General features: G+C 63.7%; 22 protein-coding genes. 12 read left to right on the top strand and 10 right to left on the bottom strand.

The window, feature by feature from the left end:
- The 4 genes from BLW56_RS00230 to BLW56_RS00215 form a co-directional block, all read right to left on the bottom strand.
- Complete coding sequence (locus tag BLW56_RS00230) at positions 1 to 423, bottom strand: DUF1810 family protein (RefSeq protein WP_093508694.1); 423 nt, start codon at positions 421 to 423, stop codon at positions 1 to 3.
- 10 nt (positions 424 to 433) lie between these two features.
- Entirely contained in the window at positions 434 to 718 is a 285-nt protein-coding gene (locus BLW56_RS00225) for a GNAT family N-acetyltransferase (RefSeq protein ID WP_093508693.1), read from the bottom strand.
- A gap of 89 nt (positions 719 to 807) precedes the next feature.
- The gene (locus BLW56_RS00220; RefSeq protein WP_093510699.1) at positions 808 to 1470 is read right to left on the bottom strand and encodes an FMN-dependent NADH-azoreductase; all 663 of its coding nucleotides are present in this window, start codon (positions 1468 to 1470) and stop codon (positions 808 to 810) included.
- A gap of 11 nt (positions 1471 to 1481) precedes the next feature.
- Positions 1482 to 2933 carry a MocR-like pyridoxine biosynthesis transcription factor PdxR gene (locus tag BLW56_RS00215; RefSeq protein WP_093510698.1) on the bottom strand — a complete coding sequence of 484 codons (1452 nt, stop codon included), beginning with the start codon at positions 2931 to 2933 and terminating at the stop codon, positions 1482 to 1484.
- A 271-nt stretch (positions 2934 to 3204) separates the two neighbouring features.
- On the opposite strand from BLW56_RS00215, the gene BLW56_RS00210 reads away from it, so the two are divergent.
- The 5 genes from BLW56_RS00210 to BLW56_RS00190 all read left to right on the top strand — a co-directional run bounded on the left by BLW56_RS00210 (position 3205) and on the right by BLW56_RS00190 (position 9349).
- Positions 3205 to 5151, top strand: a complete 1947-nt coding sequence (locus tag BLW56_RS00210; RefSeq protein ID WP_177175738.1) for a ferritin-like domain-containing protein — start codon at positions 3205 to 3207, stop codon at positions 5149 to 5151.
- Between the two features lie 28 nt (positions 5152 to 5179).
- The gene (locus BLW56_RS00205) at positions 5180 to 5929 is read left to right on the top strand and encodes an SDR family NAD(P)-dependent oxidoreductase (RefSeq protein WP_093508691.1); all 750 of its coding nucleotides are present in this window, start codon (positions 5180 to 5182) and stop codon (positions 5927 to 5929) included.
- A 267-nt stretch (positions 5930 to 6196) separates the two neighbouring features.
- A complete protein-coding gene (locus tag BLW56_RS00200; RefSeq protein ID WP_093508690.1) occupies positions 6197 to 6844 on the top strand; it encodes a response regulator transcription factor in 648 nt (215 codons plus the stop codon).
- 112 nt (positions 6845 to 6956) lie between these two features.
- Complete coding sequence (locus BLW56_RS00195) at positions 6957 to 7322, top strand: response regulator transcription factor (protein ID WP_093508689.1); 366 nt, start codon at positions 6957 to 6959, stop codon at positions 7320 to 7322.
- Complete coding sequence (locus BLW56_RS00190; RefSeq protein ID WP_093508688.1) at positions 7319 to 9349, top strand: PAS domain-containing sensor histidine kinase; 2031 nt, start codon at positions 7319 to 7321, stop codon at positions 9347 to 9349. Before BLW56_RS00195 ends, BLW56_RS00190 begins: the two co-directional genes overlap by 4 nt.
- Before the next feature lie 42 nt (positions 9350 to 9391).
- On the opposite strand, the gene BLW56_RS00185 is transcribed toward BLW56_RS00190, so the two are convergent.
- Entirely contained in the window at positions 9392 to 10363 is a 972-nt protein-coding gene (locus tag BLW56_RS00185; protein WP_093508687.1) for an alpha/beta hydrolase, read from the bottom strand.
- Between the two features lie 241 nt (positions 10364 to 10604).
- Between BLW56_RS00185 and BLW56_RS00180 the strand changes: the two genes are divergently transcribed.
- The gene (locus BLW56_RS00180) at positions 10605 to 11387 is read left to right on the top strand and encodes an alpha/beta fold hydrolase (protein ID WP_093508686.1); all 783 of its coding nucleotides are present in this window, start codon (positions 10605 to 10607) and stop codon (positions 11385 to 11387) included.
- 56 nt (positions 11388 to 11443) lie between these two features.
- Here BLW56_RS00180 and BLW56_RS00175 read toward each other — a convergent pair whose 3' ends face one another.
- Positions 11444 to 13366 carry a patatin-like phospholipase family protein gene (locus tag BLW56_RS00175; RefSeq protein ID WP_093508685.1) on the bottom strand — a complete coding sequence of 641 codons (1923 nt, stop codon included), beginning with the start codon at positions 13364 to 13366 and terminating at the stop codon, positions 11444 to 11446.
- Positions 13367 to 13513: 147 nt separating this feature from the next.
- Here BLW56_RS00175 and BLW56_RS00170 point away from each other — a divergent pair, with 147 nt between their 5' ends.
- Positions 13514 to 15571, top strand: a complete 2058-nt coding sequence (locus BLW56_RS00170; protein ID WP_093508684.1) for a transglycosylase domain-containing protein — start codon at positions 13514 to 13516, stop codon at positions 15569 to 15571.
- 9 nt (positions 15572 to 15580) lie between these two features.
- Here the strand turns inward: BLW56_RS00170 and BLW56_RS00165 are convergent, their stop codons facing one another.
- Genes BLW56_RS00165 through BLW56_RS00150 form a run of 4 tightly spaced genes read right to left on the bottom strand, consistent with a single transcriptional unit; the run spans position 15581 to position 22425 of the window.
- Entirely contained in the window at positions 15581 to 16690 is a 1110-nt protein-coding gene (locus BLW56_RS00165; RefSeq protein WP_093510697.1) for a DNA alkylation repair protein, read from the bottom strand.
- A 16-nt stretch (positions 16691 to 16706) separates the two neighbouring features.
- Complete coding sequence (locus BLW56_RS00160; protein ID WP_093508683.1) at positions 16707 to 18107, bottom strand: efflux transporter outer membrane subunit; 1401 nt, start codon at positions 18105 to 18107, stop codon at positions 16707 to 16709.
- The gene (locus BLW56_RS00155; RefSeq protein WP_093508682.1) at positions 18100 to 21264 is read right to left on the bottom strand and encodes an efflux RND transporter permease subunit; all 3165 of its coding nucleotides are present in this window, start codon (positions 21262 to 21264) and stop codon (positions 18100 to 18102) included. Before BLW56_RS00155 ends, BLW56_RS00160 begins: the two co-directional genes overlap by 8 nt.
- A gap of 6 nt (positions 21265 to 21270) precedes the next feature.
- Positions 21271 to 22425 (bottom strand): efflux RND transporter periplasmic adaptor subunit, encoded by a 1155-nt coding sequence (locus BLW56_RS00150; protein ID WP_093508681.1) that lies wholly within the window; start codon positions 22423 to 22425, stop codon positions 21271 to 21273.
- Positions 22426 to 22543: 118 nt separating this feature from the next.
- Here BLW56_RS00150 and BLW56_RS00145 point away from each other — a divergent pair, with 118 nt between their 5' ends.
- The 5 genes from BLW56_RS00145 to BLW56_RS00125 all read left to right on the top strand — a co-directional run bounded on the left by BLW56_RS00145 (position 22544) and on the right by BLW56_RS00125 (position 26528).
- On the top strand, positions 22544 to 23173 hold the full coding sequence (locus tag BLW56_RS00145; RefSeq protein WP_093508680.1) for a TetR/AcrR family transcriptional regulator: 630 nt from the start codon (positions 22544 to 22546) through the stop codon (positions 23171 to 23173).
- A 93-nt stretch (positions 23174 to 23266) separates the two neighbouring features.
- Positions 23267 to 24619, top strand: a complete 1353-nt coding sequence (locus BLW56_RS00140; RefSeq protein ID WP_177175735.1) for an MFS transporter — start codon at positions 23267 to 23269, stop codon at positions 24617 to 24619.
- 158 nt (positions 24620 to 24777) lie between these two features.
- The gene (gene secE / locus BLW56_RS00135; protein ID WP_062182171.1) at positions 24778 to 24975 is read left to right on the top strand and encodes a preprotein translocase subunit SecE; all 198 of its coding nucleotides are present in this window, start codon (positions 24778 to 24780) and stop codon (positions 24973 to 24975) included.
- 34 nt (positions 24976 to 25009) lie between these two features.
- Complete coding sequence (gene nusG / locus BLW56_RS00130) at positions 25010 to 25546, top strand: transcription termination/antitermination protein NusG (RefSeq protein WP_093508678.1); 537 nt, start codon at positions 25010 to 25012, stop codon at positions 25544 to 25546.
- A 52-nt stretch (positions 25547 to 25598) separates the two neighbouring features.
- The gene (locus tag BLW56_RS00125) at positions 25599 to 26528 is read left to right on the top strand and encodes an acyl-CoA thioesterase (protein WP_256203230.1); all 930 of its coding nucleotides are present in this window, start codon (positions 25599 to 25601) and stop codon (positions 26526 to 26528) included.
- Positions 26529 to 26632: the final 104 nt, after the last annotated feature.

The raw sequence follows: 26632 nt of genomic DNA, 5'->3' as shown, positions 1-26632 counted from the left end.
TCAGCGCTCGTTGTTGATGCGGACGATCGTCGCCTCGTCGACCATATTGTCGAACCAGGTGATGAGCACCGACCGCAGCAATATCTCGTTCGACGCCTCGGCAAACAGCGTCAGCGACGCGTGGAGCTTCGCCGCATCGACTTCGCCGAACACCGCGCGCGCGCTCGTCTGGACGAGGCGGAAGAGCGTCTCCACACACTCGCGATAGCGGCCTCCAAGCGGAGCGAAATCGAGATAGGCGCGCGCCTCGTCGAGCGACGAGAGCGCATAGGCGCCGCCATTTCCATCCTCGCCCCCGAGCCTGGGGAAGATGAAGTCCATATAGGGCGTACACATCGCGCCGCGGCGCAGGATGTCGATGGCGTCGTCATAGGCTTTTGCCTGCGCCGTGACGAAGCGCTGGAGATGATATTCGTCGGTCATGACGGTTTCGCTAGCCGGCGACGACGTCGGCGAATTCGGGATGGCGGCCAAAGAAATTGACCATGAACTGGCAGCGCAGGATCGCCCTGCGGCCCGTCTGCCGCATCAGATGAAACGCGCCTTCCGCGAGCTGCGAGGCAATACCCATGCCCCAGAATTCCGACGGCACTTCGGTATGGATCAGGACCAGCCGACCCTCCCCGTCGATGCGGTAAAATGCGGCGGCGGTCGAACCGTCGGGCAGGTCGAGTTCGAAACAGCGTTTTTCGACATTGTCGACAACTTCGGCGTCCATGGCTGCTCACCTTTCCTTCAAGAGAGATGCAGGCAGTCTAAGCGCACGCCATCGTCGCAACAGACCCAAGGACTGGCGATCTGATTGTACTAACCCGCCCTGGACAGCGCTGCGCGCGGCTCGGTTTCGCTCCACGCCTTTGCATGCAGCGAAAGCTCTGCTTTCGCCCGTCGCATCGCCGCCGCCCGCTCGACCTCGTGTGCGAACTGCATCGGCTGCGCGTCGACGAAAACGGGATCGGTGACGCCGATGAAGCCGAACGCCGCACGAAGCGCAGGCGTTAGCGCGTCCATCGCCGCAAAGGGTGTTCCGGGCCGCAGATCGACGCCGCGCGTCGTCAGGAACAAGGTCTTCCTGCCGCCGAGCGTGCCGACATACCGCCCATCGTCTGTCGCCACATAGGTCAGGCCGCCGCGCACGATCATATCGACGAACGCCTTGAACGCCGCGGGCATCGTCCAGTTGTGCATCGGCATCGCGAAGAGCAGCGCGTCGGCGCTCAGCAGACGCGCGCATAGCGCGTCCGACACGGCCAGCTCTGCACGCATCTGCGGGGTTCGCTCTTCGGGGGACGTGTAGGTCGCGCGCGCGAAGATTTCGGTCATCGCGGGCGGAGCCTCGGCCGCCAGATCGAGATAATCGACCGACAGCGAGGGCGAATACGCGCGAAGCTGGTCGACGAAAAAGCGGGATAGCGTGCGCGAACTGGAGCTGGCTTGCTTGGGGCTCGCATCGACATGCAGCAGTTTCAACTTCGCCCCCGTCACGCGGCCCGCGCCGAAATCGGCGTCGCGGCGCCTTCGTCGATCAACGCCGCAAGCGCGTCGCATGCCTTGCCCAGCACCTGCTCGCGTAAATTGGTGACGCACAGCAGCAGCCCGGACTGCGCTTCGGCGGGGTTGGCGTACCAGATCGACAGGGGCGCTGGTGCGATGCCCAGTTCCAGTGCGCGCTTCGCCAGCGTGACATCGTCGTAGCCCCGCGGCAAATGTATGATCACCGCCAGCCCGGCGAAGGCGTCGACGGCAATGCCCGGATCGAGCCGCGCGTGAAGTGCATCGCGCCGCTCGCGATACAGCCCCTTCATATGGCGCAGGTGGCGCAGGAAATGGCCGTCGGCGAGGAAGTCGGTGAGCGCGAGCTGTGTCGTCACATTGGGTGCGGGGTTGAGGCAGCCCGCAACCTCGCCGAACCGCGCGGCCAGTGCGAGCGGCGCGACGACGAAGCCGAGGCCGAGCGCGGGGCTGATGGTTTTGCCGAACGTGCCGATGTGGATCACACGTCCGCCGGGATCCTGCGCCGCCATCGCCGGAGCAGCGCGGCCGCCGAGCTGGAGTTCGCTGAGATAATCATCTTCGATGATCCACGCCTTCTCGCGTTCCGCCCAGGCGAGCAGCGCCGCACGGCGTTCGGGGGAGAGGGTGACGCCTGTGGGTGCTTGTTGACCCGGCGTGACAATCGCCAGTGCCGCGTCGGGGGCGGCGCGAACGCCCATGTCGACGCGAATGCCTTTGGCATCGACGGGAATGGGCACGGGTTTCAGCCCGGCAATTTCCAGCGCCATGCGCGATACGGGATAGCAGGGATCTTCGACCCATGCGGCGCGACCTTGCACGCCGAGCGCCATCAGGGTCAGGCAGAGCCCGTTCTTGTAACCTGAGGTGAGGATGATCTGGTCGGGATGGCAGGAGATGCCGCGCGTGATCGCAAGTTGCGCCGCAATCTGGGCGCGCAGTTCGGGCTCGCCCCGCGGATCGGCCGGGCCGACAGGGGCCATGGCATTGGCGCGGACTGCGCGGGTGCGTAGGCGGGCCCAGAGCTTTGCAGGAAAGGCGTCCTGCGCCGGAACCCCCAGCTGGAACGGCAAGGGGCGCAGCGAAAAGCCGCGTTCGAGATTTTGCAGCGGCCGCGGAATGTCGATCTGCTTCGCTTCCACCAGTTTCGGCGCGTCCCGTTCGGCGACACGCGTCCCGGCGGCGCCGGCCGAGAAGACCAGCAGTTCATCGGCCAGCGATTCATAGGCGGCCTTTACCGTCCCGCGGGCGACACCGAGCTGCGATGCCATGTCGAGCCACGACGGTAGCCGCGTCCCGGGCCGGAGCCGTCCGTCCATGATCGCTGCGCGCAGGGTCGCGGCGATCTGCGCGGTAATGGGTGTCGCATGCGAGCGGTCGATCTGGAAGGAGACCCGCCCGGCATCCCATGGTGCAGTCATCTCGTCACCTCATGGTACTGTTAAAACGCTTTCGATGGGCCAGAGGCTATGCCCCGCGCGCCGGGTCTGTCGAGACGGGGGAGACCTATGCGAAGGTACAGGGTGCGCTGCCTTGCCGGTTAGGACGGAAGGGTTTTTCCCGCATTTCGGCCGGCAGGCGACCGGTTTGGTACAGGCGCCTTGTCAGCTCTCGCGCCTGCCGCCGACGGCCGGACTGCCTATCTTGTTCGCTTTACCCGCCGCCGCGCGGTTGAGTCAGGAGGGCAGCGAAATGGACGGCCAAACCGCCGTGAGCCGCGAGAAGATATTGCACGCGCTTTATGAAGCCGCGGAACTCGAGCAGAATCTGATGTGCACCTATCTCTATGCCGCCTTCAGCATGAAGGATGGCGAAGGAGAGGGGCTAAGCGCATCGGAGGCAGAGGCCGTCGCGCGCTGGCGCCGTGCGATCCTCGATGTCGCGATCGACGAGATGAGCCACCTCGTTGCGGTGTGGAACATCACATCGGCACTCGGCGGGGCGCCGCGGTTCGGGCGCGCGAACTTTCCACTCGATCCGGGCTACCTGCCCGCCAGCATCAATGTGAAACTCGCGCCCTTCAGCGCCGATGTGATCCAGCACTTCATCTACCTCGAGCGGCCGGAGGGTTCGGCGGAGCCCGATGGCGAGACGTTCGTGATCGCGAATGCGCCCACCCGCGCGCCTGTTGGTTCAAGGCTCACCCCGGCCAGCTGCGACTATGCGACGATCGGAATCTTTTATCAGAGGATCGAGGCCGAATTGCGCGCGCTTGTCGATGCGATCGGCGAGGAGGCGGTCTTCTGCGGCGATCCGGCATTTCAGCTCTCGACCGCCGAGGTCAATTTCGGAGGCGCGCGCCCCGTAACCGATCTCGCCAGCGCGCTTGCCGCACTGGCCGAGATCATCGTAGAGGGCGAGGGCGCGCCGGCGCATCGCGATGGATCGCACTTTCAGCGCTTCGTCGAAGTGCGCGGCGAAATGCAGCGCCTTGCCGCAGCTAACCCCGGCTTTACCCCTGCACATCCTGCGGCGATCAATCCAGTGCTTCGCAAGCCGCCGCGCCCCGAGGGGCGTGTCTGGCTGGACGATGCCGATGCGGTTGCCACGGTTGACCTCGCCAATGCCATTTACGCGCTCGCGTTGCGTCTGCTTGCGGGCGGCTACGCGGTTCCGTCGTCGAACCCCGACAAGGCGCTCTACATCGGTTCGGCGATCGGGTTGATGCATGCGCTGACTGCCGTGGCCGAGCGTGCGGCGCGCCTCCCGGCCGGGCCGTCGAACCCGGGTTGCAACGCCGGTGTCTCCTTCACCGCGCTGCGCGAGGCGGCGTCGCTGCCGGCGGGTGCGAGCGCCCGGCGGCTCTATATTGAGCGTGTCGAAGAATTGTGCGCGGTTGCCGGGACGATGAACCCTTCCGATCCTCGCTGCGCCCGCTCGGCGCGGATTCTGGAAAAACAGGCGGCGCGGCTACGCGATGCGCCGATCGGTGAGGCCGCAGCTACAGATGCTCCCGCCACGACGCCCGCGCGTGCCGCACCTTCTGCCCCGCCAACGACGTCGGCCGACGGCGTCGATCGCGCAGAGGGCAAGGACATCGCCGTGATGTTCGACGGAAAACGCTGTATCCATGCGCGCTTTTGCGTGACGCAGGATCCTGCGACCTTTCTCGCCAATGTCGACGGCCCGTGGATTATTCCCGACGCGACCGAGATCGAATATCTCTGTGGCACCATCCGCCAATGTCCGTCGGGAGCGCTGACCTATGAGCGCCGCGACGGCCAGGCCGAACCCGTGCCGCCGGTCAATCTGATCACGCTGCGCGAGAATGGTCCCTATGCGGTGCGCGCCGATCTCGCTCTCGACGGCGAGAATGCGGGATTTCGCGCGACGCTCTGCCGCTGCGGCGCGTCGAAGAACAAACCTTTTTGCGACAAGTCCCACAAATATATCGGTTTCGAGGCGACCGGTGAGCCGCCGACGAAGGAGGGGCCGAGGCTCGCCGTTCGCGACGGCCCGCTGACCGTCGAACCTCAGCTCGACGGGCCGCTCCATGTGCGCGGAAATCTGGAAATTCTCAGCGGAACGGGCCGCAAGGTCGCCACTGTCGAGACCGCGCGCCTGTGCCGCTGCGGTGCGTCGAAGACCAAACCCTTCTGCGACGAAAGCCATCGCCGGATCGGCTTTCGCAGCGAATGACGTCCTCCCCCACGAAAGAAGGTATTTTATGACAAGCTTGAACGAAAAGGTCGCGGTGATCACCGGCGGCAACAGCGGTATCGGATTGGCGGCGGCAAAACTTTTCGCCGCCGAAGGTGCGAAGGTGGTCATCACCGGCCGGCGCCAGCAGGTCGTCGACGACGCGGTGCATGAAATCGGAGCCTCGGCATTCGGCATCCAGGGCGATGTGGCGGACCCCGATCATCATCGGCAGGTTGCCGAAATCGTCAAGGAACGGTTCGGCCACGCCGACATCTATATGGCGAACGCCGGGATCAACACGATCACCCCGTCGCACGACGTGTCGGAGGCCGAATATGATGCCCAGTTCACGATCAACGCGCGCGGCACCTTTTTCGGGGTGCAGAAGATCGCACCGATCATGCGCGACGGCGGCTCGATCATTCTCGTTGGTTCGCTCGCCAGCGACAAGGTGCTCGACGGGCATGCGGTCTATGCCGGGACGAAGGCCGCAATCAACGCCTTCGCGCGCAGCTGGGCGATCGAATTCAAGGCGCGTGGCATCCGCGTCAATATGCTGAGCCCTGGACCGACGGAGACCGCGATCCTCGAGAAGCTCGGCGTGGCGCCCGAAGACCATGACGCGTTCGTTGCAATGATGTCGGGTGCGATCCCGCTCGGCCGCCTCGGCCAGCCGGGCGAACTGGCGAGCGCGGCGCTATTTCTTGCCTCCGACGCAAGCAGCTTCGTTACGGGAATCAACCTGCGGGTCGACGGCGGCATGGCGCTGCTTTGACGATAGCCGTTCCGACCGATGATGGGGCAGAAACGCGCCGCTCCCCCGAATGGGGGTGGTGGCATGCCCCGGCCAGTCTCTACTGGCGAAGGACATGAACAAGGAACCTTCGCCAGCACAGCGGCCGTATGGCGCCCGATCCGCCAATGGGATATTATCGGGTCGGGCAAGCCTCGACGGCGGGATGGTGTCGCGTCGACTATCATGCGACCTATACAGAGCCGTTGCGTACGCTTTTGGATGCCCGCACCTGACCCGGAGAGGGCAATGATTCCGACCGAAAGTCACGAACCGCCGCTTGTTCTGATCGTCGACGATGACGAGGAGGTCCGCACAGCGATCAGCGAACTGATGCTGTCGGTCGGAATCGAGGCGAGCAGTTATGGTTCGACACGCGAACTGCTCGACTCGCCTTTGCTCGAACGCGCGGGCTGCCTCGTTCTCGATGTTCGTATGCCGGGGTCGAGCGGGCTCGACTTGCAGCAGCATCTGGCGGCGGCTGGAATCGCAAAGCCGATCGTTTTTCTGACCGGGCATGGCGACATCCCGATGTCGGTGCAGGCGATGAAGGGCGGCGCTGTCGATTTTCTGACCAAGCCGGTGCGCGACCAGACCCTGCTCGACGCTGTCGTCGCGGGGGTCGAGCGCGATGTGGCGGAACGCGCCAACGCGCAGATCGTCCGGCAGCAGGTCGAGCGTTTCGCCACGCTCACGCCGCGCGAAACCCAGGTCATGCGCGAAGTCGCGCGTGGCCGGCTCAACAAGCAGATCGCATACGACCTTGGGATCTCGGAAATCACCGTCAAGCTCCACCGCAGCAATGTGATGAAGAAGATGCAGGCGGCGACGGTGGGCGAATTGATCCGCGCGTGGGAAAAATTGCCCGCACAATTGCGCGAAACCGGCGAGGCCTAGACTTTGGTATGGTTACAAAGCTTTATAAGCTGAGCGACTATGGCGTCATTGGCCGTTCGGGTCGTGAGAAAAAGGGCCAAATCGCTTGCCCAAAACGCCTCTTGTCGCAGTCGTGGATGATGACGAAGCCATCCGCGAAGCATTGTGCGACCTGCTAATGGTTACCGGACTGGAGTGCAGCACCTTCGACAGTGCTCCGGCGTTCCTCGACAAGATGCAGGATCGTTTCGATTGCCTGATTACCGACGTGCGGATGCCCGGCATGAGCGGCATCGACCTGCTCGAACGGGTGCGGGCAGGCGGGTCGGATCTGCCAGTAATCGTGCTGACGTCGGTTCTGGATCTGAGCGCCCGGGCAAGGGCGCTCCACCTCGGCGCGCAGGCTTGGCTGACCAAGCCGGTTGCGGACGACGCTTTGCTCGATCAGTTGAAGACAGCGATCGGGGCGGAGGACTGGCCCGACGGGCCGGAGCGGTGAGTTCCGGACCGCCCCGGGTGGCGACGCAGATATCCGAGCCGGATATTGCGGATTTCGCGTCCGAAAGTGTGGTCATTTTCGATGTCGAGGGCGCTGTCCATTATTGGAATCCGGCATCGGAGGCGCTCTACGGCTGGCCTGCGCTGACGATGATCGGGCGTGGTATCGGCCATCTATCGACGCACAGCGAAAACGAACGCGAGCATTGGCGGATGTTGCTTCAGGAAGGAACCTGGCAGGGCGTCGTCAGTAGGCGCACGTCGTCGGGCATCCATATCGTCGTCGATATCCGCCAATATGTCCGCTTCGCGCAGGACGGAACGGCGCGCGACGTCATCGAATATGGTCGACAGTCGCTCAGCGACGGCGCCGTACCCGGAGCAGGCTGGCACATTCCCGACCGGTTGATGGCGGCGAGTTGGGAAATCGACGTCTCGGATTCAAAAACGCTGATCGCGAGCATCGCGCGGTTGCGCGGCGAGAACGGGGACGAGGAGCGGTTGAATGCCGGTTACACGGAACTGGTGAAGGCGGCGCGCATCGTCAACGTCAACGACCGGACGATGCGTCTGGTGGGCGGCAACCGCGGACGCGACCTGATGATCGGCCAACCGGTTGCCGGTTTCTGGCCCCTCGAAAGTCGCGCAGCGCTGGGTGAGTTGATCGTCGATGCCATGACAGGCGACATCCCGGATGCGGCCTATCGGCGGCAATTGCCGTCCGACGGAATTTTGCGCGATCCGCTCGTGACGGTCTGGCGCGCGGAAACCTCGGGCCGGATCTATGCTGCGGTCAACGGGGCGGCCGACGACGACCGGTCCTATGTCTATCTCCGCGCCAGCGAGGCGCGATACCGCAAGCTTGTCCACCATATGCCGATCGCGCTGTGGCAGGTCGATGCCAGCCATATGGGCCGTATCTATAATGACATACGTGCAACCGGCGTCACCGATTTTGGCGCTTATCTCGATGAGCATCCCGAACTTGTCGAACTTGCCGCGACGACGGTACGGATCACCGATGTCAATCGCGCCGCGGTGCAACTGCTGGGCGGTGGCAGCGCGATCGATCTGATGCGGCCGGTCGGCTACCTCTTCACGGTCAATCGCAGCGCGCTTCGCAATGTGATGATCGGGCGCTTTAACGGCCAGGCAAACCATGAAGAGCTGACGAGGATCGAAACGTTCGATGGCCGTGTGATCGACGTGCGCATGTCGGTCACTTATCCGAAAGTCCTTGCCGAACTCGACGTTACCATTTTCAGTTTCGAAGATGTGACCGAACGTATGGGCATGGAGGCCGAGATCCGCCAGCTTCAGGCGGACTTTACCCATGCGGCACGCATCTCGACGCTGGGCGAACTCACGACGTCGATAGCGCATGAGATCAACCAGCCGCTCGCCGCGATCGTCACCAATGCCGAGACGAGTTTGCGATGGCTGTCGCGCGAAGATCCGAATGTGGAAAAAGTGAAGGCACTGACGACGCGCATCGCGGCGAGCGGGCGGCGCGCGAGCGATATCGTGCAGCATATTCGTGGGATGGCGTCGAAACGCCAGCCCGAACGCGTCGCGACGGACCTCAACGAGATTGTACAGGAATCGCTGATCTTCATCCGCCATGAGATTGAATCGCAATCGATCGGCATCGTTACCAATTTCGCGGGCGCGCTTCCGAGGACGATGGCGGATCGCATCCAGTTGCAGCAGGTTGTCGTGAACCTGCTGATCAACAGCGTCCAGGCGGTCGAGGCGCAGCGGGGCGGGCGGCGGGAGGTCTGCATTGGCACGTCCCTGACTGAAAGCGGTGCCCTGGCTTTCACCCTGCGCGATACTGGGCCAGGTATTCCGCCTGACGATCTAGACCGTATTTTCGAAGGCTTCTTTACCACCAAGGAGGCTGGGATGGGGATCGGACTTGCGATCTGTCAGTCGATCATCGCCGAGCATGGCGGGTCGATCACGGCGTCCAACCATCCGGGCGGCGGGGCGCAGTTCTATTTCGAGATTCCGGTCGAAGCACCCTGACGATCGGCGGGAAGCGGCGCGCTGCCGCCTCCCGCTTTCGCATCATGCACCGGCTGCAAAGACCTTGCGCAGATAGCCGATAGCCTGGCCGATTGCGCCGCGCGCGGCCGGGGTTTCGGCGATCGGGTTGAGCATCATGAAGTCATGGATCGTGCCATTGTAGCGCACCGCGACAACCGGCACGCCAGCGTCCGCGAGCTTGCGGGCATAGGTTTCGCCTTCGTCGCGGAGCACGTCGTTCTCGTCGACGATCAGCAAGGTCTTGGGCAGGCCGGCGAGCTGCTCGGCCGATGCGTTGACCGGCGATGCAAGGATTTCGCCGCGGCGGGCGACGTCGGGCAGATATTGGTCCCAATACCATGCCATCGCCTTTGCAGTGAGCCAGGGGCCGTCGGCGAATTGCTTGTAGGACGGGCTCGACATCGACGCGTCCGTGACCGGATAGAAGAGTAGCTGCGCGACAAAATCGGGGCCGCCGCGTTCCTTTGCCATCAGCGTGACCGCTGCGGCCATATTGCCGCCGACGCTGTCGCCCGCGATCGCGATGCGGTTCGGATCGGCGCTGAACGTGGATGCATTCTCCGCGACATGGCACGCCACTGCATAACCCTGTTCGATAGCGCCGGGATATTGGCTCTCGGGCGAACGATCATAATCGACGAAGACGAGCACTGCATTTGCGCCCACCGCCAGTTCGCGAACCAGCCGGTCGTGCGTTTGCTTGTCGCCGAGCACCCAGCCGCCGCCATGAATATAGACGATTGCCGGAAGCGTGCCGGTCGCGCCGGCGGGCCGCACAACGCGAATGTTCGTCTTTCCCGACGGGCCGACGGGAAGCGTGCTGTCTTCACTATCGACCGCAAGCAGGGGAGGCGTGACCGATTGCTGCACAGATGACAGGACGCCGCGCGCATCGGTGGGCGTCAGCGTGTAGATCGGTGGGCCATCGGGCAGACCTTCGACGAAGGCCTTGGTTGCGGGTTCGAGCGGTGAGAGTGCGATATTCTTCGTCATGTCGATCCTTTCGGTTCCGGACGGGAATGCCCCCCGCCTCGGCCAAAGGATGTGCCAGCGCCGCCGCCAGCCGGGCTATCGTGCCGAAGCAGGTTCGCGACTGTCGAACCCGTGTGGCCGCCCTATCCTTTGGTGTGGGAGGGGATGTGAGAGCAGGACACGAACAGATACTTTGATGTGATATGCGGACCGGGCGTGCGCGTGCATCTCTTGCTTCTCCAACAGCCAAGAGGATGATGACATGTATCGTTCCATTCGTTCGGCGGCGCTGGCCGCACTGCTTTTCTCGGGCACCGCCGCCGCACAGGCCGAAGATCCATCGGTGAAGCCGACCGTCGTGCTGGTCCACGGCGCGTTCGCCGATTCCTCGGGCTGGAATGATGTGATCGCCCGGCTCGAAAAGGATGGTTACCCGGTGATTGCGGCGGCGAACCCGCTGCGCAGCGTTACGGGCGATGCCGAAAGCGTCGCGGCGGTCGTCCGGTCGATTCCGGGCCGCGTCGTCCTTGTCGGACACAGCTATGGCGGCGTGGTGATTACCGAAGCGGCAAAGGGCAATGCCAATGTGAAAGCGCTGGTCTTCGTCGCGGGCTTCCTTCTCGATGCGGGGGAGTCGGCACTGACGCTTTCGGCCAAATTCCCGGGCAGCACGCTTGGCGATGCGCTGGCGCCGGTCAGCCTGCCCGGTGGCGGCACCGACCTTTATATCCAGCCCGCCAAATTCCATGCGCAATTCGCGGCCGATGTGCCCAAAGCGCAGGCGACGCTGATGGCTGCGACGCAGCGCCCGGTAACGCAGGGCGCGCTGACCGACGCCTCGCAGGCGGCAACCTGGAAGAGCCTGCCGACTTATGTCATCTATGGCGGTGAGGATCGCAACATTCCGGCGGCGACGATGAAATTCATGGCCGAGCGCGCGCATGCCCGCAAGACGGTTGCGGTTGCGAGCGGGTCGCACGCCCTGATGGTATCGCATCCGGTCGAGGTCGCCGAATTGATCGAGAGTGCGGCCGCGGATCGCTGAGCCGGCAGGGCGAGCGGGAGCGCCTCGCCGCAACAGGTTCGCGATGATCCCCCGAATTAATAGATCGGGGTGATCTGCATCTGCGGCAACGGCCGCGGCGTTCCGTCGCCGAGGTCGGGGCCGAGATCGGCCCACTCTTCACCGCGGGCGACGAGATCGGCGTACAGTTTTTGCGCGGCCCCTTGCGCTTCAGCCGACCGGAACTTGTACGAAACCGGCGGCGGCGTTCCCGTGCGAACCGTGGCGAAGGACGCTTGATAGGCCAGGATGGGCGGCTCGACCTTCGCGCTGGCGGCGATCCGGACCGTGTAGCGCTGGAGGCCCGAGGCGACATTCCGCCAGCGTACCCAAACATGATTGTCGAAAGAGAATTGGTACAATCGCTCGCCCGCGACCGTGCCTTTCAGCGAAATGCTGTCCAGTATGTCCTGCGACATGTCGAGGTTCATTCCGCCCTCGACCTTGTCGAGCGCGACATGGACGATCCGGTCGCGCTGACCCGGCGCGCGCGACTGCAGCAGATCGCGCCAGTTCTGCATCGTACCGATGATGCCGAAGAGGAAGCCCGAAACCTCGGCCAGCGCGAGCGGCCGGGCAATCGAATTGTAACTGCGTTGCCAGCCGCGATTATTGTGCAGCGGCAGCCACACCGCGGCCTCGGCCCTGTCCTGCGCATTCTGCGGTTCGGGGTTGTCGACCGGGGCATCGTCGGTTTGGGGATAGACGAGGTTGATCGCGAAGGTCGGCCAGCGTGGCAGTGGCGCATCGAACAGGTGAAGCGGGAAATTGCTTGAAACACCGCCGTCCGTGAACCAGCAGATACGAAAACCCTCGATCGGCGAGAAGGGGGCCTCCCCGCCCGTGGTCAGGCTGTCGGTGCTCTGGCTGAGGTTCGCTTCCTTCGCTTCGCGGCTATCGTCGGCAACGTCTGCGTCGGTCCCGCCCCGCGTTCTCCTCCCGGTGGGTTCGTGGAGCGGTACGGCGCTGATCAGCAAGGGAAAGCTGAGGCTCATCCGCATCGCCACGAGCACGGGCATCCGGCCCTTGCCGGGCAGGCGGTAATAGTCTTTTCCATCGACGCGATCGGGCTTTCCCGCCATTGCCACCATCGCGTCGACGACGGTCTGCGGGAACAATAGATCGAATTCGTCACGCAGGAACCAGAAGGACGCGTCGGTGAAGGGCAGCGTCCGCGGTTCGTGATGCGAGACGCCCGTTGTGATCATCTGGAGCGAGATGGCGGTTTCGGTTGCCGGCTCGCCCGGATAGCGGGGCGCGTTCCACAGATCGTCGAACAGCAGCGGTTCGGTGGCGACCTTTCCCGATAAGGATTGCAGAACGTCGTGCAGCCATTCGGTCAGCGCCGGTTTTTCTTTGCCCTTGCCGCCGCTCAGGCCCGAGCAGAGCCCGAGCAGATTGCGCCGCGTGACGCGCGCGACACGCAATGCAGCGGCGATGGCCGCGCCTAGATAGGCGCAGACTGCCGACGGCAGGAACACAGCGGCTATCCCGGACGGGCCCGCTACTCCATAGCCAAGCGCGAGGAACAGGCCGAACAGGAAGATTGCCTCGAGCGGCGCGATGGCGACGACTGCGACCGCGGCCGCGAAGACTTTGCGCGGGGCGCTGGCATTTCCGGCGAGCGTGACGATCAGGCGGTAGGCGTTTCGCCCCCCGCGTGCGGGCTGGAACAGGCCGAAGATAAAGCCCTGCGACGAAAGCTGTGCGGCAACGCGTTCGAGCCCCGCAAAACCGAGCGTCGGAGGGCAGGGGGTGCCCTGCCCAGACGCGACATGCTTGCGGTCGCCCAAAGCGGCTGCCGCGGTGGCGGCCGCGGCGATCGCGCCCGCGGACGTTCCGCCGATATTTTTGAACCGGAAATCGCGTGCCAGCGCCAGAACGGCATTGGGATAGACTATGCCGCTCGTGATGCCGCCCTTCATCACCAGGTCGCAATAGCGCGTTGCTGCTTGGCTCATGTCATCGCTCTCCGGATGGAGGATTTTTCTCATCCTATCCCGGCATGCCGGTCAAGTCGCTGTCCTTCTTGGCGAATGCGACCCATTGGACGCACCCTATAACGCAATTGCTTATGCTGTGTTGGGGCTGTAATACGGGCGCTGCGCATGAAATGGTTCCGTAAACCCGAAGGCCCCGATCCCACCCTCGCCGCCACGCCGGGTGGCCCGTTCGCCGACATCGCAGCGCCGCCGCCGCCCGTCGTTCCCGAGACGCGCGGGCGTAAATGGATGCGCCGCATCTCGCGCGGCTTTGCTATCTTTTGCGTGATTTTCATCCTGCTGGTCGGCTGGCTCGCGCTGACCGCGCCGCTCTCGAAATCGCTGGAACCGATCGCGCCGCCGCAGATTACGCTGCTCGCGTCCGACGGCACGCCGATTGCGCGCATCGGGGCGATCGTCGACACGCCGGTGAAGGCGGCCGATCTGCCCAAGCATGTGACCGGCGCCTTCCTGGCGATCGAGGACCGCCGCTTTTATACCCACTGGGGTGTCGACCCGCGCAGCATCGCGCGCGCGGTGTGGAGCAATGTAACCGGCGGCCGGACACAGGGCGGCAGCACGATCACCCAGCAGCTTGCCAAATTCACCTTTCTGACGCCGAAGCGGACGCTCGGGCGCAAGGCGCGCGAGGCGTTGATCGCCTTCTGGCTAGAAGCCTGGCTCAGCAAGGACGAGATCCTCGAACGCTATCTTTCGAACGCCTATTTTGGCGATAACACCTATGGCCTGCGCGCCGCGTCGCTCCATTATTTCTATCGCCAGCCCGAGAAACTGACCCCGGCGCAGGCGGCGATGCTGGCGGGGTTGGTGCAGGCCCCCTCGCGCCTCGCCCCGACGAAGAACCCCGATCTTGCCGAAAAGCGCATGAAGCTGGTGCTGAACGCGATGGTCGCGACGGGCTATCTCACCGAGCAGGAGCGGCGCGCGCTTCGCACGCCGCGCATCGATGTGCGCACGCGCAATACTTTGCCGACCGGTACTTATTTCGCCGACTGGGCGCTGCCGGAAGCGCGCAAGCTGAGCGACGTCGGCTATTCGCGCCAGACGATCGCGACGACTCTCGATGCGCGGTTGCAGGGCGTTGCGCGCCGCGTGACGAGCCGCGCGGGGCTGGGCAAGGCGCAGGTCGCGTTGGTCGCGATGCGTCCGAACGGCGAGGTCGTCGCGATGATCGGCGGCAAGGATTATGCCGCGTCGCCGTTCAACCGGGCGACGCAGGCGCGGCGCCAGCCCGGGTCGACGTTCAAACTGTTCGTCTATATGGCCGCGCTGCGCGCCGGCTGGGAACCGGATGACATGATTGACAACAGCGCGATCGAAACCGGCTCCTACCGGCCCAAAAACTCGGGCGGCGCCTATTCGAAGGAGATCAGCCTCGAAGATGCTTTCGCGTCTTCGAGCAATGTCGCGGCGGTACGTCTGCTGCGCGAAATCGGCGACGACAAGGTCATCGACATGGCGCGCGACCTTGGCGTTACCGCGCCGATGGCGAAGGGCGATCCCAGCCTCGCGCTCGGTACGTCGAGTATGACATTGCTCGAACTCACCGCCGCCTATGCCGCAGTTGCAGCGAACAGCTATCCGGTCGAACCCCATGCCTTTGAGGCCGATGAAAAGGGCTGGTTCGAGAATCTGATCTCGGGCCCGTCGCGCTTCGGGTCGAGCGAGCATGAGGATATCGAGCAAATGCTGCGCGCTGCGGTCAATCGCGGCACGGGCCGCGCTGCGCGGTTGCCGCAGGCTAATTTCGGCAAGACGGGGACCAGCCAGGACAATCGCGATGCGCTGTTCGTTGGCTATGCGAACGGGCTTGTCGTCGGCGTGTGGATCGGCAACGACGACAATACGCCGCTGCAGGGCATTTCGGGCGGCGGTTTGCCGGCGCGCATCTGGCGCGAATTTATGACCGAGGCATCGGGAAAGAAGGCCGCGCCGCGGCCAAAGAAGGTGGTCGACCCGACGGGGCCTGTCGAGCCGCTCGACGTTCCCGACGTCGGCGCCATCCCGATCGGCGATCGCACTCGCATCGGGATCGAACGCGGCGATGCGGTGATCTCGACCGAGATTAATGGAAGCCGCATCGACCTGCGCCTGCCGATCCAGGACCGCGCCCCCGAGCCGGCGGTGCCCGCTCCGCCACCGCAACCGCCGCCGGCCAACTGATAGCCTGCTTCAACCTGGCACGAGGTCGAAAGCGGCTTCGGCCATCGTCTGCCCATTGACGATCAACTCGACGCGGTGCCGACCGGGATAGTGGCGCCGCGTGCTGAAATCGCGGATCGTCTGTGCGATCATCATCGTGACCGTCTCATTCGCTGCGAGTTCAAAGGTCTTGAATTTGAAGACCTTTGGTGCCGTCTTTCCGGCTGCGCGGGCGTAGTGGATGCGATAGTCGACGACCAGCCTCTGATCGTCCCGCGAGTCCGATACAAGCTCTGCCGCGATAGAGATACTGTCACCGAGGCACACCGTTTCGGGCACTATCGCGAAGCGCAGGACGGTTGCCGCCGCCCCATGGCCGACGCCAATCAGCGCGAGCGCGCGAGGTTCTCCCTGCTTGATCAGCGTGCGCAGTGCATGGCGGACGATCCACCCGGTGCGTGGATTGTCCTGCGACCAGCCTGCAAGGCGATCGAGCAGCCAGTCGGGCCGGTCCTTTGCGATGTCGTTCAGATGGTTCGCAACCGATTTGCGGACATAGAGGCTGGCGTCTGTTCTCAGTGCTTCGAGGATCGGCGATGCGAGTGTCGGATCGGCTTTGAGCGCGGGGACGCGCGCCGCCCAAGGCAGGCGCGGCCGGGCGCCTTCGCTCGCAAGGCGGCGGACATGTTCGTCTTCGCTGTCCGTCCATCGCATCATCGTTACGAGAGCGCGCGGCGTATCGGCGGCAAGAAAGGGACGGATAGCAAATTCGGCCGAACCGAAGCGTGTCAGTTCGGCAAGGACATCCATCGAGCGGTCGAAATCGTCGAGCCCGTAGCGTGCGACATATTCGGTCACCGCCATTGCCTGAAAAGCGTGCGTCAGATGCGGCGCCATCGCACGAATGACGTCCAGCGCTTCAGGATAACTCCATCGCAAGGCGGTGTGGAGTGCGCCCGCAATATGGCGCACGCGTTCCATGATCGATAGGGCGTCGAGCCCATCAGCGGCCGAGCGGAGCAAGGTCGGGCGGTCGAAACGCGCCGACGCGGTCGCGCCCGCGTCGGCGATCGTTTCCAGTGCCGAGGTGCCCAGAATATCCTTGAGCAGGGCAGGGGATGCGGCTTCTTCCGCCATCATGTCCTGTTCCGGTATTTCAGGGGCGCTCGACGAGCCCGCCGCCGAGCGCAACATAGAGGGTGACCAGATTGTCGACCTGTGCGCGGCGGAGTTCGATGAGCGACTGTTCGGCGGCGAACAGGCTACGCTCGGCATCGAGCACTTCGAGATAGGTCGATACGCCTTCGCGATAACGCTTTCGCGCAAGGTCGGCGATCCGCCGCGTCGCGAGCGTGCCGCGTTCCTGCGCTTCGACCTGTTCGGCGAGGTAGCGTCGTCCGGCGAGTGCGTCGGCGACTTCGCGGAAAGCGCCTTGGACGGTGCGCTCATAGGTCGCGACGGCGATATTCTCGCGCGCCTCGGCGACAGTCAGATTGCCCTTGTTCCGCCCGAAATCGAAGATCGGCAGGCTGATCGAGGGACCGAAGCTCCACGTCTGGTTGTCGTTCGTGAACAGATTGTCGAGCGACAGCGACGCAAAGCCCAAATTGCCGGTCAGCGAGATCGAGGGAAAGAAGGCGGCGCGTGCTGCGCCGACATTGGCGCGGGCTGCGCGCAGCCGTTCCTCCGCCGCGACTATATCGGGCCGCGCAATGAGCAGGTCCGACGGCAGCCCGGCGGTCAGGGCCGGCGATTGCGCCTGTGCGACGAGCGGCAACGGTGCGGGCATCGGACCCGCAACCGGTCCGCCAGTGAGCACCGCGAGGAAATTCTCGGCCTGCGCCTTACCGAGCTTCAGGCTTGCAAGCTGCGTCTCGGCCTGCGTCAGCAGCGTTTCCGACTGACGATAGTCGAGAGCCGACGTCACCCCGGCATCGAGGCGGCGCTTGGCGATGCGCAGCCCTTCCTTGCGGCTCGTCACCGTGGCTTCCGCCAGCTCGATCTGCTCCTCGGCGCCGCGCGATGAGAAATAGGTCGAGGCGACGTCGCGGACGAGCGCGAGGCGGAACGCCCGCTCGGCCGCTTCGGTCGCGAGATACTGACTGCGCGCGGCTTCGGACAGATTCTTGACCCGTCCCCAGAAATCGAGCTCGAACGAGGTTACGCCGACGCCGACCGAATAGCGGTTGATCGTCGAAGCGCCCGAACCCGGCACGAGTTGGCTGCGCGACCGTGTCGCATCGGCACTTGCGCCCACGTTCGGCAGGCGATCGGCGTCCTGGATGCGGTAAAGACCTCGCGCTTCCTCGATCTGCGCTACCGAGACGGCAAGGTCGCGATTGCGCGCGATCGCCTGTTCGATCAACACCTCGAGCTGCGGGTCGGCGAAGAAGTCGCGCCAGGCGACGTCGGTTGCCCGCTGCCCGAGCGTGACATCGCCCGCGAATTCGGCCGGATAGTCCGCGGCTGTCGAGAGCGGTGGGCGCTCGTGCTTCGGCGCCATGTTGACGCAGCCGGCGAGCGCAGTCGCCGCGAGCAGCGCGATCAGGTTACGCATGGCCGGTTTCCTCATGATGGCCTTTCTCGGCAGGGGCAGGGGGCCGCTTGCGGCTGAGCCATTTGCGTACCGACAGATAGAAGAGCGGGATGAAGAATATGCCGAGCAAAGTGGCCGCGATCATCCCGCCCATCACGCCCGAGCCGACCGCTATGCGGCTTGCCGCACCGGCTCCACTTGCGATGACAAGCGGCACCATGCCGAGGATGAAGGCGAGGCTGGTCATGATGATCGGGCGGAGACGGAGTTTTACCGCTTCCATCACCGCGTCGAACGTCGACTTGCCTTCGGCTTCCTGCTCGATTGCGAATTCGACGATCAGGATCGCATTCTTCGCTGCGAGCCCGATGATCGTGATCAGGCCGACGTTGAAATAAATGTCCGCCGACAAACCCCGGAACATCGAGAAGAGAACCGCGCCGAGAACGCCCAAAGGTACGACCAGAAGCACCGCGACCGGCACCGACCAGCTTTCGTAGAGCGCTGCAAGCAGCAGGAAGACGACGACGAGCGACAGGCCGAGCAGCATGCCGATCTGGCCGGCGGACTGCTTCTCCTCATAGGAGATGCCAGTCCATTCGAACGCGAAGCCCGCAGGGAGCTGCTGCGCGAGCCGCTCCATTTCGGCCATCGCCTCACCGGTCGACTGACCGGGTGCGGGTTCGCCCGAAATCGTCATAGCGGGATAGCCGTTATACCGTTGAAGCTGCGGGGCTTCGGCCGACCATTCGGCCTTGCTGAACGATCCAAAGGGAACCATGTCGCCGTTAGCGCTGCGCACGCGCAGTTCGAGTACGTCCTGCGGCGTCATCCGGCTCGCGGCGTCGGCCTGAAGCAGCACACGCAATACGCGACCCTCGCGGGTGAAGTCGTTGGCGTAGGCGCTGCCGAAGCTGATCGCGAGCGTCGCATTGACGTCGCCGATCGACAGGCCGAGCGCGCGCGCCTGAATTCGGTCGATATCGACCTTCAGCACCGGCGCGTCTTCCTGTCCTTCGGGGCGGACGTTCGCTAGCAACTTGCTCTGCATCGCGCCGCCCAGCATCTGGTTGCGCGCAGCGATCAGCGCGTCGCGCCCGTTGCCACCACGATCCTGCAGCTTGAAGGTAAAGCCGCTCGACGTCCCGAGTTCGGGGATCGACGGCGGACTCAGCGAGAAGGCAAAGGCTTCCTTGATGTTTGCATAGGCGCCCATCGCCTTGCCCGCGATCGCATCGGCGCTATCGCCGTCGCCCTTGCGTTCGTCCCACGGCTTCAGCGGCGTGAACATGATCGCGTTCGCCTGTCCCTGGCCGAAGAAGCTGAAGCCGTTGACCGACACGACATTGGCGACCTGCGGTTGCTCGGCGAAGAAGGCCTTGACCTGCTTCGTCGCTTCGTTGGTGCGCTGTGTCGTGGCGCCCGGGGGGGCCTGGATGACGGTGATCAGAAAGCCCTGATCCTCCTGCGGAAGAAACGAACCGGGCAGGCGGAAAAAGAGGAGCGCGGTGATCCCGACCATCGCCAAGAACACGCCGAGCCAGCGCAGCGGCGCTGCGAGCATCTTGCCGACGCTGCCTTGATAACGGTCGGTCGTGCGCCCGAACCAGTCGTTGAACCGACCAAAGAAGCGGTCGAAGAAAGCGCCGATGCGACCCTTGCGTTCGGTGTTGTCATGGGGCTTCAGCAGCGTTGCGCAGAGCGCGGGGGTCAATGTCAGCGCGAGCAACGCCGAGAAAGCGATAGAGATCGCCAACGTCATCGAGAATTGGCGATAGATGCCGCCGGTCGAACCGGGGAAGAAAGCCATGGGGATGAACACCGCGATGAGCACCAATGTGATGCCGATGATCGCGGACGTGATCTGTCCCATCGCCTTCACCGTCGCTTCATAGGGCGGCAGATGTTCTTCGTTCATGATGCGCTCGACATTCTCGATCACGACGATCGCGTCGTCGACGAGGATGCCGATCGCCAGCACCATGCCGAACAAGGTGAGCACATTGATCGAGAAGCCGAACATCCAAAGGCCCAGGCAGGCGCCCGCGAGCGCGATCGGCACGACGACAGTCGGGATCACGGTGGCGCGCCAGTTCTGAAGGAACAGGAACATGACGAGGAAGACGAGTAGCATCGCCTCGGCGAGTGTCTTGACCACCTCTTCGATCGACAAGCTGATGAAGGGGGTGGTGTCGTAGGGGATCGACCAGGTGATGTCGGGCGGGAAGCCCTTCGACAACTCGTCCATCCGCGCGCGAATGCCCTCTGCCGTCGCCAGCGCGTTGGCGCCGGGGGTCAGCTGAACCGCAAGGCCCGCCATCGGTTTGCCGTTGAGTTCCGACGAGAAAAGATAGCTTGCTGCGCCGAGCTCGACGCGCCCGACATCGCCGAGCGTCACCGCCGACCCGTCGGGGTTGGCGCGCAGGATGATGCTTTCGAATTGTTCGGGCTTGGTGAAGCGGCCCTGTGTGGTGATGACGGCATTGAGCTGTGCGCCCTTGGCGATCGGTTGATCGCCAAGCTGCCCGCCAGGGGTCTGGCTGTTCTGCTCCTGCACCGCGCCGAGTGCTTCGGCGGGCGACAGATTATAGGAGGCGAGCTTTTGCGGATCGAGCCAGATGCGCATCGCATATTCGGGTGCGAAAGCCTGAACATTGCCGACGCCGCTTACTCGGCGCAACTCATCGAGCACTCGGGTGTTGGCGAAGTTGTTGACCTCCATCGGGTCGGTGTTGCCGCTCTTCGAGGTGATCGCGACGATGAGCAGGAAGCCCGAGTTTGCCTCGGTCACCGAAATGCCCTGGCGACGGACATCTTCCGGTAGGCGCTGTTCGACGCGGCGCAGGCGATTCTGCACCTCCATCTGCGCATTGTCGATGTCGGTCCCGGCCTCGAAGGTCAGCGTGATCGAAGCGGTACCGTTCGATTCACTGGTCGAGGCCATATAGAGGAAGCCCTCGACCCCGTTCAGTTCTTGTTCGATGACCTGCGTGACATTTTGTTCGAGCGTGCTCGCGTCGGCGCCCGGATAGGTAACCCCGATCGTCAGCGACGGCGGCGCAACCGTCGGATATTGCTCCACGGGAAGCCCGCGCAGCGCGATGATGCCCGACAACAGAATGCCGATGGCGATGACCCAGGAGAAGATGGGCCGGTCGATGAAAAAGCGGGGGGTCATGTCAGATCAGCGCTTCGCCGCGGGGGTGGAGGCGGTTCCCTTGGGCTGCGCGACGCGTACCGGTTGGCCCGGCTGCACCTTCTGTAGCCCGTCGACGATCACCCTGTCGCCGGGTTTCAGCCCGTCGAGGATCGCCCACTGGCCCGCAACCATCGTTCCGAGCTTCACCGGGCGCGGCGTCGCGATATTCTTGGCATCGAGCACCATCACGCTCGCGGCATCGGCCGCCAGCTTGACCGCACGCTGCGGGATCAGCACGCCGTCCGACCGGTTACCCGCGAAGATGCGAGCACGGACGAACTGACCCGGAAGCAGCGCCGAGTTGGGGTTCGGGAATTCGGCGCGCAGCGCGGCGGTGCCCGTTGCCTCGTCGATCGAGAGGTCGAGGAAGTCGAGGTGGCCGACGACCGGGAACGCTGTGCCGTCCTCGAGGATCAGCTGCACCTCGACGCGGTCAAATTGCGGTACATTCACCTTGCCCGACCCCATGTCCCGGCGGTTCGCGAGCAGGTCCGAACTCGATTGCCCGAAATTGACATAGACGCGGTCGATCTGTTCGATCGTCGTCAGCAGTGTGCCCGAGGCTGCGCTGACCAGCGCACCTTCGGTGACTTCGGCGCGGCGCGCACGGCCCGAAATCGGTGCTGTAACGGACGCATAGCCGAGATTTAGGCGCGCCGATTCCAGATTGGCCTGCGCCGCCTGAACATCGGCTTCGGCGGTACGCTGCGCGGCGACGGCGGCGTCATATTCCTGCTTGCCGATCGCCTGGTCGGCGAGCAGCGGTTGATAGCGTCCGACAACCTGTCGCGCGTTGGCGGCAGTCGCCTGGGCACGAGCAAGTTGCGCGCGCGCCGCATTGGAGGTCGCGATCAGCTCGCGTGGGTCGATTCGGAACAAGGGTGTCCCGGCCGGAACATAGCTGCCTTCGTTGAAAAGGCGCCGTTCGACGATGCCGTTGACGCGCGCGCGCACTTCGGAGGTGCGATAGGCCTGCACGCGGCCGGGCAATTCGATCACATTCGGTACGGCCTGCGTACGGATCGTCACGATATTGACCTCTGGCGGCGGAGGAGCGGGGGGCGCTTCCGACGAGCAGGAGGCCAGCAACAGTGCCAGCGCAGCACCGGCGGCGCTGCCAAGAGGACGAAAGCGACTCATATGGACCCCTGAAAAATCGCAGTTGTGCGGGAGTTGGTTATACGCAAAAGCTTGCGCTCACGCGCCGTGTAATTTAAATTACAGAAAAGGGCAAGGGAAGAGGATCTGCAAATTGAAGATGCCGGAACCGGATATATGTCAGATAGATAGGCCTTCGCCGCGCGAACGTCGGCAAAGCGCCATTCTTGATGCCGCGGAGTCGCTCTTCCTTGAGCAGGGCTATGAACGCACCAGCCTCGCCGAAATCGTGAAGCGGTCGGGCGGGTCGCTCGCGACGCTCTACGAATTGTTCGGGAACAAGCAGGGACTCCTCCGCGCGATCGCGACGCGCTGGTGTGACGAAGCAATGCTGCGTTCGCTCGAGGAGGACGCCACCAAGGGATTGTCCAGCGTCGAAATCCTGAAGCGTTACGCGCATCGCCAGCAAGAGCTGATGGAATCGCCGCACGCTGTCGCGCTGATGCGGATGCTGATATCGGAAAGTTTGCGCGACCATGAATTCGCAATGCAGATCTATCTCGACCTTCACGTGCCCGCGCTGGAAGAGCTGATCGACCTGTTCGCCGAATGGGCGGTGACGGGCAAGGCCGAGATCGATCGCCCGGATGCCGCGGCACGCCTGTTCTTCGACATAGTCGTGGGCGATTCCATGCTGAACACGCTGATGGGGATCGAGGTCGAATGGCTGGACAGCGAACAGATCGACTGGCGACTTCAGCCGTTCATTTCGCATTTCAAGATCCGGTAGCATCAAACCGCTTCAGATCCATATTTGCGCTACTGTTGACGTGGCTGTAAATAGCTGGAAGCTTGCGGTTTCCTGTTTAAGGAGCGCCGCGCCTTGGCCAGTACTACCCTGCCTTCGGCCAAAATATCGGACAAGAGCGCGGTACTGCGCCCTCGCACGGTTGCGGCCTATGCCGCCACGGCGGGGCCGACCGTAATCCTCGGCTTGCCGTTCAGCGTCTACCTGCCGCCTTACATCGCCGAGGGTGGTGTGGTTTCGGTGGCGCTGGTCGGGCTCCTCTTTTCACTTACGACTGTCTGGGACGGCGTCGTCGATCCGCTCATCGGTACGATGGTCGATCGTGTCCGCACCGGGCTAGGCGCTCACCGGCACTGGATGCTGATCGCGCTCGTGCCGTTGGCGCTGCTGTTGCTCGCATTGGTGACGGTCGGCGACCAGCTCCCCTTCGCGGCACTCTTCCTCATGATGGTCTTCTTTTATTCGAGCTACAGTCTCTACGAGGTCGCGCAGCTCTCTTGGGGCTCGGCGCTGGTGGGATCGCCGGCGGATAGCGCGCTCCTCTACGGGATGCGTGACTGGTTCGCGAAGATCGCGCTGATCCTCGCCTTTGCGGCCCCGGCGGTGGCGCAGTTGTTGATCCCGGGGCTCAGCCTGCAGGGGCGGATCATGGCCTATGCCAGTCTGTTCCTGCTGATGGTACCGATCGCGCTTTTTGCGCTTCGCCGCGTCCCGCCACGTGCGGTGGTAGCTGGGCCTGGCATCGGCTGGCGGCACGAGATCCGCGCGTCGCTTTCCTTTCTGCCGCTGACGCTGTTGTTCGGTGTGCAGTTCCTCAACAGCTTCGCGTTCGGGTCGCTGACATCGCTGTTCGTCTTCTTCGCCGCCGCGGTGCTCGATCTCGATGGGCACAGTGCGGTGCTGCTCTTCGCGAGCTTCGTTGGCGGTGCGCTTGCCTCGCCGGTCTGGACAGTGCTTGCACGCCGCTTTGGAAAGCCGCCGATGATGATGGCGATGGGACTGCTGATTTCGGGATTGCTCGTCACCACCCTTGCGCAGGAGCCGCGCGGACTTGTGCAGGCGGTCGGCTTTTCTTTGATGCTCGGGACAGGCTTTGTCGGCCTGCTCTTTACCTATTCGGTGCTTGCCGACCTGATCCCGCAGGATGCCGGTCGTTGTGGCCGCAATCGGTCGGCCTTTCTGTTCGCATTGCTCAATCTGATGCAGAAATTCGGCGTCGCCGCTGCGATTGCGGTCAGCTATCTTCTGCTCGACCTTGTCGGCTTCGATCCGAATGATGGAGCCTCGGCGGCGCGCGAACTGCACCTGATCTTCGTGCTGCAACCGACGGCTAGCTGGATCGTCATGGTCGGTCTCCTCCTTTTGATGCGGCGGGAACTCGGCCGTGCGCCCGACCCTGCACTTGCAATCGCCGCACGGCCCAAGTAAAGGCCGCTTTCATTCGGACAGATGCGCCGTTTTCCTTCCGCCTTTCGCCGACACGCTCGGGGAGGGTGGGCGGACTATTGCCCGAAGCGCGCTTGACGCGCTGGGGGCGGCAACCCATCTGGCCCGGATCATTGACGTAAAGAGACAGGACGATCGACATGGCGAAGACTAGCCCGGCTGAGTTCATCAATCAGGTGCGTACCGAAGCCCGCAAGATCGTGTGGCCGACGAGCCGCGAAACGGTGCAGACGACGATCATGGTGCTGATCATGACGACGATCCTTTCGCTGTTCTTCTTTGGCGTCGACACGGTTTTCAACGCGATCGTCAGCTGGCTGACGTCGCTCGCGCGCTAACGCCCGCGGTTACAGGGACAGGATACGGATACACATGGCGCGCTGGTACATCATTCACGCCTATTCGGGTTTTGAGAACAAGGTTCGCGATTCGGTGCTTTCCGAAGCCGAGCGTATGGGCCTGACCGATTTCGTCGAAGCGGTCGAGGTGCCGGTCGAAACCGTCACCGAGGTGAAGCGCGGCAAGAAGGTCCAGGCCGAACGCAAATTCTTTCCGGGCTATGTCCTCGCCAAGCTGACGATGACCGACGATGTCTATCACCTCGTCAAGAATACGCCGAAGGTGACTGGCTTCCTCGGCTCGATGGGCAAGCCGCAGGCGATCAGCGAAGCCGAAGCCGCACGCATCCTGAACAGCAAGGAAGAAGCCGCGGCGCGTCCGAAGACCGAAATCCGCGTTGATTACGAAATTGGCGATCAGGTCAAGGTTCTCGACGGCCCCTTCGCCAGCTTCAACGGGCTGGTCGAGGAGCTCGACTTCGAAAAGGCGCGCGTCAAGGTGTCGGTGTCGATTTTCGGTCGCGCCACCCCGGTCGAACTCGACTTCGAACAGGTCGAACGCTTCAAATAATATCGCGGCGCGCCTTTGACGGCGCGCGCCATCCCATCGAATGGAAGCAGTCATGAGCCTCACTCCCGAAGAGATGCAGGCTCGGGCTGCCCATGCGCGTGAAATCTATGCCGGCGTCGATCGCGCACGGCTCGTCCGGCATATCGTCCATCTCTTCGATCTCGAGGCGGCGGACGAGCCCGACGAGTTCAGGTATCCGGCCTTCACCAAACCGCGGCGTCAGCGCATTTTTGGCGGGCAGGTGATCGCGCAGGCGATGGTCGCCGCTGCGCGCACCGTGGATCCGGGAAAGAGCGTCCACTCGCTTCACGCCTATTTCTTGCGCGGCGGTGACGAGGCAAAGCCGCTGCATTTTCGCGTCCATCGCGACTTCGACGGGCGCAGCTTTGCCAACCGTCGTGTTGTCGTCCGTCAGGATGGCAAGGTGATCTTCAACCTCACCGCCTCGTTCCAGGCGCCTGAAAAGGGGCTGTCGCACCAGATCCCGATGACGGGCATCCTGCCGCCCGAGGAATGCTGGGACTTCGCCGATTTCGTTGCGGTCGATCCCAAGATCAGCGACCGGCGTATCGAGCATATGGCGCGCATGCATCCGTTCGAGGTGCGTGCCTTTCGTCCGCTGCCGTCCGAAAAGGCGACGATGCAATATGAATGGTTCCGCATTTCATCGCCCGTTGGGGACGATCCGCTGATCCACCGCGCGCTGCTTGCCTATGCGTCCGACATGGGGCTGCTCTCGACGACGATGATGCCGCATGGCCTGACCTGGGATACGCCGGGCGTCTTTTCGACCAGTCTCGACCATGCGATGTGGTTCCACGACGACATCCGCGTCGACGAATGGTTCGTCTATGTGATGGACAGCGACTGGAGCGGCGGCGGGCGCGGGATCAACCGCGGGCGCATCTATCGCCGCGACGGTACGCTGATCGCTTCGGCGGTGCAGGAAGGGCTGATCCGCTATGATCCGTCGGCCGGATAACCTTCTTCTTGTCTGACTTCGTCGGCACGAGGCCGTGATTTCGCTCAACCTGTTTTAAACCTGACGCGGCAAGGGCGGCCGGAGGGCCGCCCTTGTATCGCGCA

Origin of the sequence: Sphingopyxis sp. YR583 (assembly GCF_900108295.1) — a bacterium.
Taxonomy (GTDB): Bacteria; Pseudomonadota; Alphaproteobacteria; order Sphingomonadales; family Sphingomonadaceae; genus Sphingopyxis.
This window is presented reverse-complemented; position numbering and strand designations above follow the sequence as displayed.

Coding starts and splice junctions, on each gene's coding strand:
- BLW56_RS00150 (WP_093508681.1), bottom strand. CDS start 22,425: ATGAGTCGCTTTCGTCCTCTTGGCAGCGCCGCCGGTGCTGCGCTGGCA.
- BLW56_RS00165 (WP_093510697.1), bottom strand. CDS start 16,690: ATGATGGCGGAAGAAGCCGCATCCCCTGCCCTGCTCAAGGATATTCTG.
- BLW56_RS00210 (WP_177175738.1), top strand. CDS start 3,205: ATGGACGGCCAAACCGCCGTGAGCCGCGAGAAGATATTGCACGCGCTT.
- BLW56_RS00145 (WP_093508680.1), top strand. CDS start 22,544: ATGCCGGAACCGGATATATGTCAGATAGATAGGCCTTCGCCGCGCGAA.
- BLW56_RS00225 (WP_093508693.1), bottom strand. CDS start 718: ATGGACGCCGAAGTTGTCGACAATGTCGAAAAACGCTGTTTCGAACTC.
- BLW56_RS00230 (WP_093508694.1), bottom strand. CDS start 423: ATGACCGACGAATATCATCTCCAGCGCTTCGTCACGGCGCAGGCAAAA.
- BLW56_RS00185 (WP_093508687.1), bottom strand. CDS start 10,363: ATGACGAAGAATATCGCACTCTCACCGCTCGAACCCGCAACCAAGGCC.
- nusG (WP_093508678.1), top strand. CDS start 25,010: ATGGCGCGCTGGTACATCATTCACGCCTATTCGGGTTTTGAGAACAAG.
- BLW56_RS00205 (WP_093508691.1), top strand. CDS start 5,180: ATGACAAGCTTGAACGAAAAGGTCGCGGTGATCACCGGCGGCAACAGC.
- BLW56_RS00200 (WP_093508690.1), top strand. CDS start 6,197: ATGATTCCGACCGAAAGTCACGAACCGCCGCTTGTTCTGATCGTCGAC.
- BLW56_RS00175 (WP_093508685.1), bottom strand. CDS start 13,366: ATGAGCCAAGCAGCAACGCGCTATTGCGACCTGGTGATGAAGGGCGGC.
- BLW56_RS00170 (WP_093508684.1), top strand. CDS start 13,514: ATGAAATGGTTCCGTAAACCCGAAGGCCCCGATCCCACCCTCGCCGCC.
- secE (WP_062182171.1), top strand. CDS start 24,778: ATGGCGAAGACTAGCCCGGCTGAGTTCATCAATCAGGTGCGTACCGAA.
- BLW56_RS00215 (WP_093510698.1), bottom strand. CDS start 2,933: ATGACTGCACCATGGGATGCCGGGCGGGTCTCCTTCCAGATCGACCGC.
- BLW56_RS00160 (WP_093508683.1), bottom strand. CDS start 18,107: ATGCGTAACCTGATCGCGCTGCTCGCGGCGACTGCGCTCGCCGGCTGC.
- BLW56_RS00180 (WP_093508686.1), top strand. CDS start 10,605: ATGTATCGTTCCATTCGTTCGGCGGCGCTGGCCGCACTGCTTTTCTCG.
- BLW56_RS00125 (WP_256203230.1), top strand. CDS start 25,599: ATGAGCCTCACTCCCGAAGAGATGCAGGCTCGGGCTGCCCATGCGCGT.
- BLW56_RS00155 (WP_093508682.1), bottom strand. CDS start 21,264: ATGACCCCCCGCTTTTTCATCGACCGGCCCATCTTCTCCTGGGTCATC.